The sequence below is a fragment of the Cellulomonas massiliensis JC225 genome, assembly GCF_000312005.1.
GTDB classification, from domain to species: Bacteria; Actinomycetota; Actinomycetes; order Actinomycetales; family Cellulomonadaceae; genus Cellulomonas; species Cellulomonas massiliensis.
The window spans coordinates 2,635,385-2,644,840 of record NZ_HE978588.1 but is presented as its reverse complement, the minus strand read 5'-3'; the positions used below and the strand labels follow the sequence as shown (position 1 = coordinate 2,644,840).

General features: G+C 76.0%; 11 protein-coding genes. 8 read left to right on the top strand and 3 right to left on the bottom strand.

Annotated elements, in window-relative coordinates:
* The first annotated feature begins 36 nt into the window (after positions 1-36).
* Positions 37-438, top strand: a complete 402-nt coding sequence (locus tag HGCM_RS12525; RefSeq protein ID WP_019137179.1) for a Fur family transcriptional regulator — start codon at positions 37-39, stop codon at positions 436-438.
* A 19-nt stretch (positions 439-457) separates the two neighbouring features.
* On the opposite strand, the gene HGCM_RS12520 is transcribed toward HGCM_RS12525, so the two are convergent.
* On the bottom strand, positions 458-970 hold the full coding sequence (locus tag HGCM_RS12520; protein WP_051016218.1) for a DUF6328 family protein: 513 nt from the start codon (positions 968-970) through the stop codon (positions 458-460).
* Between the two features lie 81 nt (positions 971-1,051).
* Between HGCM_RS12520 and HGCM_RS12515 the strand changes: the two genes are divergently transcribed.
* Positions 1,052-2,140, top strand: a complete 1,089-nt coding sequence (locus HGCM_RS12515) for a threonine aldolase family protein (RefSeq protein WP_051016086.1) — start codon at positions 1,052-1,054, stop codon at positions 2,138-2,140.
* A gap of 51 nt (positions 2,141-2,191) precedes the next feature.
* Here HGCM_RS12515 and HGCM_RS12510 read toward each other — a convergent pair whose 3' ends face one another.
* Both HGCM_RS12510 and HGCM_RS12505 read right to left on the bottom strand, forming a co-directional pair.
* The gene (locus HGCM_RS12510; protein WP_147572843.1) at positions 2,192-3,994 is read right to left on the bottom strand and encodes a DEAD/DEAH box helicase; all 1,803 of its coding nucleotides are present in this window, start codon (positions 3,992-3,994) and stop codon (positions 2,192-2,194) included.
* Between the two features lie 267 nt (positions 3,995-4,261).
* Positions 4,262-4,717, bottom strand: coding sequence for a CoA-binding protein (locus HGCM_RS12505; protein WP_019137175.1), 456 nt, complete (start codon positions 4,715-4,717; stop codon positions 4,262-4,264).
* Between the two features lie 190 nt (positions 4,718-4,907).
* On the opposite strand from HGCM_RS12505, the gene clsA reads away from it, so the two are divergent.
* The 6 genes from clsA (at position 4,908) to ftsR (ending at position 9,360) form a co-directional block, all read left to right on the top strand.
* The gene (gene clsA / locus HGCM_RS12500) at positions 4,908-5,486 is read left to right on the top strand and encodes a cardiolipin synthase ClsA (RefSeq protein ID WP_019137174.1); all 579 of its coding nucleotides are present in this window, start codon (positions 4,908-4,910) and stop codon (positions 5,484-5,486) included.
* The gene (locus HGCM_RS12495; protein WP_019137173.1) at positions 5,483-6,412 is read left to right on the top strand and encodes a DUF881 domain-containing protein; all 930 of its coding nucleotides are present in this window, start codon (positions 5,483-5,485) and stop codon (positions 6,410-6,412) included. The genes clsA and HGCM_RS12495 overlap by 4 nt, the downstream gene beginning before the upstream one ends.
* Complete coding sequence (locus HGCM_RS12490) at positions 6,409-6,741, top strand: small basic family protein (RefSeq protein ID WP_019137172.1); 333 nt, start codon at positions 6,409-6,411, stop codon at positions 6,739-6,741. The genes HGCM_RS12495 and HGCM_RS12490 overlap by 4 nt, the downstream gene beginning before the upstream one ends.
* Positions 6,742-6,743: 2 nt before the next feature.
* Positions 6,744-7,907 carry a DUF881 domain-containing protein gene (locus HGCM_RS18260; RefSeq protein ID WP_019137171.1) on the top strand — a complete coding sequence of 388 codons (1,164 nt, stop codon included), beginning with the start codon at positions 6,744-6,746 and terminating at the stop codon, positions 7,905-7,907.
* A 206-nt stretch (positions 7,908-8,113) separates the two neighbouring features.
* Entirely contained in the window at positions 8,114-8,575 is a 462-nt protein-coding gene (locus HGCM_RS12480; RefSeq protein ID WP_019137170.1) for an FHA domain-containing protein, read from the top strand.
* Positions 8,572-9,360 (top strand): transcriptional regulator FtsR, encoded by a 789-nt coding sequence (gene ftsR / locus HGCM_RS12475; RefSeq protein ID WP_019137169.1) that lies wholly within the window; start codon positions 8,572-8,574, stop codon positions 9,358-9,360. Before HGCM_RS12480 ends, ftsR begins: the two co-directional genes overlap by 4 nt.
* The last annotated feature ends 96 nt before the right edge of the window (positions 9,361-9,456 follow it).

Below are 9,456 nucleotides of genomic sequence, written 5' to 3'. Positions count from 1 at the left end.
TCGCTATGATGGGAACGAGTCTCAACAGGAGGTCGAGTGGTCACCGAGCAGCGCCAGACGCGGCAGCGCGCCGAGATCGTCGACCTCCTCAGCGGTCTCGACGAGTTCCGCAGCGCCCAGCAGCTGCACGAGCTGCTGCGGGCCCGCGGGTCCGGGGTCGGGCTGGCGACCGTCTACCGCGCGGTGCAGCGGCTCGCGGAGGCCGGCGAGGTGGACGTCCTGCGTACCGCCGAGGGCGAGCAGGTGTACCGCCGGTGCGCGCAGCGATCCCACCACCACCACCTGGTGTGCCGGGGGTGCGGGGCGACGGTCGAGATCGACGCGGCCGAGGCCGAGGCGTGGGCGGCCCGGGTCGCGGCGTCCTACGGGTACGACGACGTCGACCACACGATCGAGCTCGTCGGCACGTGCGCGGCCTGCCGGCAGGCGCGCGCCTGACCGCGGGCGCGCGGACCGTTCAGTCCTCCGCGCCCCGCTGGGCCGCGCCCGCGACGAGGCGGGGGAGCACCCACCACACGAGGACCAGCACCGCCGCCGACGTCGCGCCCACGACCTGCCCCGCCTGGCGCGAGACGACGACGTCGAACAGCAGGCTCGCGACGCCGACGAGCGCGAGCGCCAGCACCACCAGGCCCAGTCGCGCGAACAGGTTGCCGGCGCTGACGAGCTGCGGCTTCATCCGGCGGCGGAACAGCTCTCGGTGCAGGCTCACCGGCGCGAGGATCAGCGCCGTCGCGAGCACCGTCAGGACGACCAGCACGAGGTAGAGGGTGCGCTGGTAGTCGTCCAGGTCCTCGAACCGCTGCTGGAACGGGATCGTCATGAGGAACCCGGTGAGGAGCGTCGCGCCGGTCTGGGTGACGCGCAGCTCCTGCAGCAGCTCGTTCCAGTTGCGGTCCATCCTCTCCTCGACGGTCTCGTCGCGACCGTCGCCGGGGACGGCGTCCCGGCCCCGCGTGTCGTACGTCATGGCGGCCTCCTGGGGGTTGGCCAGGATCATGCCTCAGCGCGTCGCCCCCGGCAGGCCGGGGCGTGCGGGAGCGGGCGCCGGATGGGAGAGACTGGCGCGGTGACGACCCTCGACACCACCCCCGCGCCGCTGCACGACCCGCACCACGTCGACTTCGCGTCCGACAACTACGCCGGGGCGCACCCCGAGGTCCTCGCCGCCCTGGCCGCCGCGAACGGCGGCCACCAGGTCGCCTACGGGGCGGACGCCTACACCGAGCGCCTGCAGCAGGTCGTCCGGAGGCACTTCGGGCAGCAGGCCGTCGCCTACCCGGTCTTCAACGGGACCGGGGCCAACGTCGTCGGGCTCCAGGCCATGCTGCCGCGCTGGGGAGCCGTGATCTGCGCGGCCCAGGCGCACATCAACACGGACGAGAACGGCGCGCCCGAGCGCGTCGCGGCGATCAAGCTGCTGCCCGTCCCGACGCCCGACGGCAAGCTCACGCCGGAGCTCGTCGCCACGGAGGCACGCAACTTCGGCGACGAGCACCGCGCGCAGCCCGGCGTCGTCTCGATCACGCAGTCGACCGAGCTCGGCACGCTCTACACGCCCGACGAGATCCGCGCGCTCGCGGAGCAGGCGCACGGCCTCGGCATGCGCCTGCACGTCGACGGCTCGCGGCTGTCGAACGCCGCGGCCGCGCTCGACCTGCCCCTGCGCGCGTTCACGACCGACGTGGGCGTCGACGTCCTCTCGCTCGGCGGCACCAAGAACGGCCTGCTGTTCGGGGAGGCCGTGGTCGTCCTCGACGCGGGCGCGGCGACCGGCATCGAGTACCTGCGCAAGATGGACATGCAGCTCGCGTCCAAGATGCGCTTCGTCTCCGCGCAGCTCGTGGCGCTGTTCGAGGGCGACCTGTGGCTGCGCTCGGCGCAGCGCGCCAACGCGATGGCCGCGCGCCTGCGCGCCGGCCTCGACGCCGTGCCCGGGGTCTCGGTGACGCAGGCGACGCACGTCAACGCGGTGTTCGCCTCGATCCCCGCCGTCGCCGTCGAGCGCCTGCGCGAGCGCTGGCACTTCTACGACTGGACGCCGGGCGTCGTCCGCCTCATGTGCGCGTTCGACACGCGCGAGCAGGACGTCGACGCGTTCGTCGCCGCCGTGACGGCCGAGGTCGCCGCGCTCCGCTGACCGCGACGACCTCGGGGGCGTGCGGGGCGCGTCGCCCCGGACCGTGCGGCGTCAGGGACGCGCGCGATGCGGGCCGTGCGCCGGCCGCGACGCGCCGCGGTTCGGACGGGGGCCCTGGTCCTCGCGGATGTGCAGCGGGCGACCGGCGACCCGCGTGCGCGACAGGCGCTCGACGGCGGCGGGGGACAGCCCGCCCGGGATGTCGACGAGCGCGAAGCTGCCGAAGATGTCGATCTTGCCGACGTCCTTGCCCGTCAGGCCGCCCTCGCCCGTGAGGGCGCCGACCAGCGCGCCGGGCTGCAGCCCGTCCCGGTGGCCGACGGCGACGCGCCAGCGCGGCGGCCCGCCCGCGATGTGCGTGCTGGTCCGGCGCCGCTCGCGCACCGGCGCGCCGTCGGGACGGCTCTCGCGGTGGTGGTCCGGACGGTCGGTGCGCAGGCGCGCCAGGTCGGCGTCCAGCTCCTCGTCGCGGGCACCGGGGCCCTCGTCGCCGACGGCCAGCGCCAGCACGGCGGCCAGGACGTCCTCGAGCGCGGCCTCGGGGTGCGCGGCGGCGTGCTCGGCCACGGCCGAGCGGTACACGTCGAGGCGGCCGGCGGCGGCGCGCCCGTCGACGCGGGCGAGCAGGCGGGCCACCCGGTGGCCGCTGACCTGCGCCGGGCTCGGCACGGGCACCTGCTCCAGCGTCGCGCGCGTCGTGCGCTCGATCTGCCGCAGGCGGCTCTGCTCGGCGGGCGTGACGAACGTGAGCGCGGTGCCGGTGCGGCCGGCTCGACCCGTGCGCCCGATGCGGTGCACGTACGTCTCCGGCTCGCGCGGCACGTCGAAGTTGACGACGAGGCCGATCCGCTCGACGTCGAGCCCGCGGGCGGCGACGTCGGTGGCGACCAGCACGTCGAGGGCGCCGGAGCGCAGCCGGTCCACGACCTTCTCGCGCTCGCCCTGCGGCACGTCGCCCGAGATGTACGCGGCGGAGATGCCCTTCTCGACGAGCGCGCTGGCGACCTCCTCGGCCGCGCCGCGCGTGCGCACGAAGACGATCGCGGCGTCGGCGTCGCTGACGGCGAGGACCCGCCCGAGCGCGCCGGTCTTGTGCCGGAACGGCACGACCGCGTACGTCTGGCGGACCGACGTCACGGTCGACGACTGACGGGCGACCGAGACCTCGACGGGGTCCTGCAGGTGCTGCTCGGCGACCCGGCGGATCGGCGCGGGCATCGTGGCCGAGAACAGCGCCACCTGGCGGCCGGCGGGTGAGGCCTCGAGCACGCGCTCGACGTCCTCCGCGAAGCCCATCCGGAGCATCTCGTCGGCCTCGTCGAGGACGAGGAAGCGGACCTGGTCGAGCCGCAGCGTGCCGCGGTCGAGGTGGTCGAGCACGCGGCCCGGGGTGCCGACGACGACCTGGGCGCCGCGGGCCAGCGCGCGCTGCTGGGGCAGGAACGGCGCGCCGCCGTACACGGGGACGACGCCGAGCCCGCCGAGGTGGACGGCGAAGGTCGTGATCGCGTCGGCCACCTGCATGGCCAGCTCGCGGGTCGGCGCCAGCACGACGGCCTGGACGGCACCGAGCTCGGGGTCGACCGCTGCGAGCATCGGCAGGCCGAAGGCGGCCGTCTTGCCGGTCCCGGTCTGCGCGACGCCGACGATGTCGCGGCCGGCGAGCAGCGCGGGCACGGCCTGCGCCTGGATGGCGGTCGGGGTGGTGAAGCCGAGGTCGGTCACGGCGCGGGCGAGGGGCTCCGGCAGGCCGAGGCCGTCGAAGCGCGGCTCGTCGGCGGCGACGGTCGTCGTCTCGAGCTCGTCGAGGGGCGCCCGGTCGGCGGGCAGGGTGGACGTGGGGGCAGCAGGCATGAAGGACGGCAACCGTTCGATCGGGGAGGAGCCCTGTCCGTCGGCCGGGTCGGCCACGGCGGGTCGCGGCCCCGACACCCACGCACCAGCGGTGCACCAGTCCAGCATCCGGGCCGCGCGCGGCGGCCGGTTCACGTTCACGGGGGGGAAGCGACGAACTCCGAGGTTCGCCTCCATCCTACCGGGCCGGCGTCGCCGGACGGCAGGGGAGCGGGCGGTGAGCCTGGTCACCGCGGCCGGCGCCCGCGGGCTCGCCCCGGCGGGCCGTCACAGCCCCCGGCGCGGACCCTCGATCGCGGGGCAGGCGTCCATGACGACGTCGAGGCCGGCCTCGCGCGCGCGCCGCGCCGCCGCCTCGTCGACCACGCCCAGCTGCAGCCACACCGCCCGGGCGCCGATCGCGACGGCCTCGTCGACGACCGCGCCGGCGAGCTCGCTGTTGACGAAGACGTCCACCACGTCCACGTCGCCGGGCACCTCCGCGAGCGTGGCGTACCCGGCCGCGCCGTGCACGGCCTCGGCGCGCGGGTGGACGGGGACGATCTCGTGACCGATCCCCTGGACGTACCGCGCGACGCCGTAGGCCGCGCGCGAGGCGTTGTTCGACAGGCCGACGACCGCCCACCGGCCGGGGGTCGTCAGGAGGCGCGTGACGACCTCCGGGTCGTTGACGTGGGCCGCCTGCGCCGGGACCTGCTCGTCGTCGGGCTCGTTCTCGCTCACACGGGCAGCGTGGCACGGTCCGGGCCGCCGCGCACGGGACCGTCGGCCGCCCGATGCCGCAGGTGACGCCGCCTGCGCACCCGCCGTGACCGCGTCGTGGGACGAGCGGGTGACGTCCGGGGCGAGGCGGCCGGGCGGCGGCGCGCGCACGCATAGGATCGTCGGCGTTCGGCGCGCGAAGGGGAGGGACGTGACCAGCAACGAGCTCGTCAGCGCCCGCGTGCTGACGGTCCCGAACCTCATCAGCCTCGCGCGGCTCCTGCTGGTGCCCGTGTTCGCCGTCCTCATCGCCACGGGCCACGACGGCTGGGCCGTCGCCGTGCTGGCCGTCTCGGGGGCGAGCGACTGGCTCGACGGCGTGCTCGCGCGCCGGCTGCACCAGGTCTCCCGCCTCGGGCAGCTGCTGGACCCCGCGGCGGACCGCCTGTTCATCCTGGTCACGCTCGTCGGGCTCGCCTGGCGGGGCGCCGTGCCGTGGTGGCTCCTCGCCGTCCTGGTCGCGCGGGACGTCGTCCTGGCCGTCATGCTCCTGGTGCTCGACCGCGCGGGGTACCCGCCGCCGCAGGTGCACCTCGCGGGCAAGGCGGGCACCTTCGCCCTCCTGTACGCCTTCCCGCTGCTCCTGCTCGCCGAGTGGCAGTCGTGGGTCGGGCAGGTCGCGCTCGTCGCGGGGTGGGCGTTCGCGCTGTGGGGCGTCGCCCTGTACTGGTTCTCGGGCGTCCTGTACCTCGAGCAGGCGCGGCGCCTGCTGCGCGCGGGGGAGCGGTGAGCCGGCACGGCCCCGCCGCGGCCCGCGGCCCCGTCGACGCGTCGATGACGCTCCTCAACGAGGTCTCCCGGCGCCCGCTCGACCCCGGCTACCAGCTCGTCGCGGACGAGCGCGCCGCGGGCGTGCGGCGGCCGCCCACCGCGAGGTCGCGTGCGGTGGTCCTCGTCGTGGCGCTCGTCCTCGGCGTCGCGCTCACGGCGGCGACCGCCGCGCTGCGGCAGCCCGCCACGTCGGCGTCGCAGGCGCGGCGCGTGCTGGAGTCGCAGATCGTCGACCGCACCGAGGAGGCGGCCGCGCTGCAGGACCAGCTCGACGGCCTGGCGGCGGAGATCGGGGCGCTCCAGTCGGCGCTCGTCGGCTCGGCCGAGGCGACCTACCGCGACGAGGTCGCCGCCGGAGCGGTCGAGGCGGCGGTGCTGCCCGTGCACGGGCCGGGGCTGCGGATCGTCCTGACGGACGGGCCGCCGGACGAGGACGACCCCGAGAGCCTGGACAGCCGCGTGCAGGACGTCGACCTGCAGGTGCTCGTCAACGGGCTGTGGGGCGTCGGGGCCGAGGCGGTGGCGATCAACGGCGAGCGGATCGGGTCGACGACGGCCATCCGCTCGGCGGGCAGCGCGGTGCTCGTCGACCTCACGCCGCTGACGAGCCCGTACACGGTCGAGGTGGTCGGGGACGGCGACGCCATGCAGACGGAGCTCTCGCGCACGCTGGCCGGCCAGCACCTGGCCACGCTGCGCACGACGTTCGGGATCGGCGTCACGACCGCGACGGCGCGTCGGCTCGACCTGCCGGGCACCGGCCCCACCACCCTGCGCGAGGCCTCGGTGCCCGCCGGGGCGGCCCCGAAGCTGGCGCCGGGGAGTGCGTCCGGCGCGCAGGATGTGGGAGGGTCGGCGGGGCCTGGGGAAGGGAGTGCGCCGTGATCGCCGTGGTCGGGCTCGTCGTCGGTGTCGTCGCCGGTCTGCTCCTGCAGCCGACGGTGCCGGTCGAGCTGCAGCCGTACCTGCCGATCGCGGTGGTGGCGGCGCTCGACGCGCTCTTCGGCGGCCTGCGGGCGCTCCTGGACGGCATCTTCGACGACCGGGTGTTCCTCACCTCGTTCCTGTCGAACGTGGTGGTCGCGGCGCTGATCGTGTTCCTGGGCGACCAGCTCGGCGTGGGCACGCAGCTGTCGACGGCCGTCGTCGTGGTCCTCGGCATCCGCATCTTCTCCAACGCGGCGTCCATCCGCCGGCACCTGTTCAAGGCCTGAGCGTGTCGACGAAGCCGCGCGAGCCGGCCCCGGAGGGGCACGAGCCCGACGACGTCGCCCCGGACGCGGCTGCCGGGGGCCCGGCGGACGAGGTGGACGAGGAGCGCGACGACCGGCTCGACGAGTCCCACGCCGCCGCGGCCCTGACGTCGCCGCTGGAGGACCTGCCGCCCTTCGACCTGCCACCGGTGGTGCTCGACAGCGCCTCGAGGGACGATCCGCCCGCCGACGGGCGGGACGCCGACGCCCTTCCCGACGCGCCCGACCCCGCGCCTGACGCCGAGCCGGACGCCGAGCCGGTCGACGTTCCCGCCGCCGCCGGCGCGGCGGAGGGGAGCGACGCCGACGCGCGCGCGACGGCCGCGGACGGCGGGGACGCGGGGACCGGGACCCCCGACGACGAGACGGCACCGGACGGCGACGGACCCGCGGCGCCCGGCACGCGCAGCGGCTGGGGTGCGCTCGGGCGCGCGATGCGCCCGCGGGCCACCCGCGCGCAGGTGCTGACGGGCGTGCTGTGCGCCGTGCTGGGCTTCGCGCTGGTGGCCCAGGTGCGCCAGGCCGGGGGCGACAACCTGTCGAGCCTGCGCCAGGACGAGCTCGTCCGGATCCTCGACGAGACGACGGCCCGGGGCGAGGCGCTCGAGCAGGAGGCCGCCGACCTGCGCGACGAGCGGGACGAGCTCGTGTCGGGCTCCGACCGGCGCCAGGCGGCGCTGGAGGCGCTGGAGCGGTCGGCCGCGAACCAGGGCATCCTCACGGGGCGGCTCCCCGCCACGGGCAGGGGTGTCGTCGTCACGCTCACGGAGGTCGACCGCGCTCTGTCGCCCGTCGTGCTGCTCGACGTGCTGGAGGAGCTGCGCAACGCCGGCGCGGAGGCGATCGAGCTCAACAGCCTGCGCATCACGGCGAGCAGCGCGTTCACCGGCGAGGCCGGCGCGGTCCTGCTCGACGGGGAGCCGGTCACGAGCCCGTACCTGTGGCGGGTGATCGGCGACCCCGACGCGATCGCACCGGCGCTGCAGATCCCCGGCGGGGCGTTCGCCCAGGTGCGCAACAGCGGCGGCGCCGCGAGCGTCGAGCGCTCCGACACGGTCGAGATCTCCTCCACGCGGGAGCTGCCGGCGCCGCGCTACGCGGTCGTCGAGCAGCCCTCGGACGGCTGAGCCGTCGCCCAGGCGGTCACGGTGCCGTGCGACCCCGGTCACACGCACGTGACGTCCGCGGCGCGCACGCTCGTCCGGTTCGTGTGCTGCGGACACCGAGACCGATTGCATAGGGTGGGCTCCGTCCCGCACACCGCGGGCGCACGAGCAGCGACGCGCGCGGCCACCGACGATGGCGGTCGCGCAGGACGTCAGGGAGGGGACGCGTGAGCGACGACCGGCAGGTGCCCGAGACCGCGCACGGCCCCGAGACGACCATGCGGTTCACGAGCATCGAGCCCGTGGAGATCGAGAGCGCCGCGCCGATCGGCCTCACGCCCGACGAGCAGGCCGCGGTCCACATGCTCCCGCCGACCTCGGCGCTGCTCATCATGCAGCGGGGTCCCAGCGCCGGCGCGCGGTTCCTGCTCGACGCCGAGCGGACCACCGCCGGCCGGTCGACCCGCGCGGACATCTTCCTGGACGACGTGACGGTCTCGCGCAAGCACGCGGAGTTCGTCCGCGACGGGCGGCAGTTCGTCGTGCGCGACATCGGCTCGCTCAACGGCACCTACGTCAACCGCACGCGCATCGACCAGGCGGTCCTGCGCGCCGGCGACGAGGTGCAGATCGGCAAGTACCGCCTCACGTTCCACCCGAGCCCGCACCGCGACAGCGGCGACGCATGAGCCCGCGCGCGAGCGCGGCACGGCACGCGTCCGCGGTCCCCGACGAGCCGCTGCACGAGAGCGCTCCCGACGCCGCCGGCGCGACGGAGCCGTGGCCGCGCGGCATCTCCCGGCGCCCGAGCATGCGCATCAGCGACGTGCTGGACACGCTGCGCCTCGAGTTCCCGGCGGTGACGACGTCGAAGCTGCGCTTCCTGGAGGAGCAGGGCCTGGTCGAGCCGCTGCGCACGAGCGCCGGCTACCGGCAGTACTCCCCGGCGGACGTCGAGCGCCTGCGCTTCGTGCTGCGTCAGCAGCGCGACCGCTACCTGCCGCTCAAGGTCATCGGTGAGCGTCTCGCCGCGCTGGACGCGGGGGAGGAGGACGAGACGCCCCGCGCGCGCCTCGCGACGCGCGACGGCGTCGCGGCGACCGTCGTCCCGACGCAGACGGCGCTCGCCCTCGCCGAGGACGCCGGCGTGAGCCCGGAGTTCGTCGCCGAGCTGGTCGAGGCGGGGCTGCTGCAGCCCGACCGCCGTGGGACCTTCGACGAGTGGAGCCGCGAGGTCGTCGTGACCGCGGCGGCGCTGGCGGAGCACGGCATCGACGCCCGGCACCTGCGTCAGTTCCGGACCGCCGCGGAGCGTCAGGTCGACCTGGTCGCCCAGGTCGTCGCGCCCGTCCGGGGCCAGCGGTCGGCGTCCGCCCGGGCGCACGCGGGCACCCTCGCGGCCGAGCTGGGCGAGGTGTGCGCGCGCATGCACACCGCCCTCGTGCGCTCGGCCGTCGCCGACGTCGCGCCCTGAGCGGCGCCGCGGGTGAGGCCGGGCCGCGGCCCGACGCTGGTCGCGCCGTGCGGCGTGAGTCGTCGTAGCGTGGCGTGCGTGGAAGGAGACGCGGAG

Bases quoted from the DNA above. Each gene is read 5' to 3' on its own strand.
- HGCM_RS12520 (WP_051016218.1), bottom strand. From the start codon at position 970: ATGACGTACGACACGCGGGGCCGGGACGCCGTCCCCGGCGACGGTCGC.
- HGCM_RS12515 (WP_051016086.1), top strand. From the start codon at position 1,052: ATGGGAGAGACTGGCGCGGTGACGACCCTCGACACCACCCCCGCGCCG.
- HGCM_RS12510 (WP_147572843.1), bottom strand. From the start codon at position 3,994: ATGCCTGCTGCCCCCACGTCCACCCTGCCCGCCGACCGGGCGCCCCTC.
- ftsR (WP_019137169.1), top strand. From the start codon at position 8,572: ATGAGCCCGCGCGCGAGCGCGGCACGGCACGCGTCCGCGGTCCCCGAC.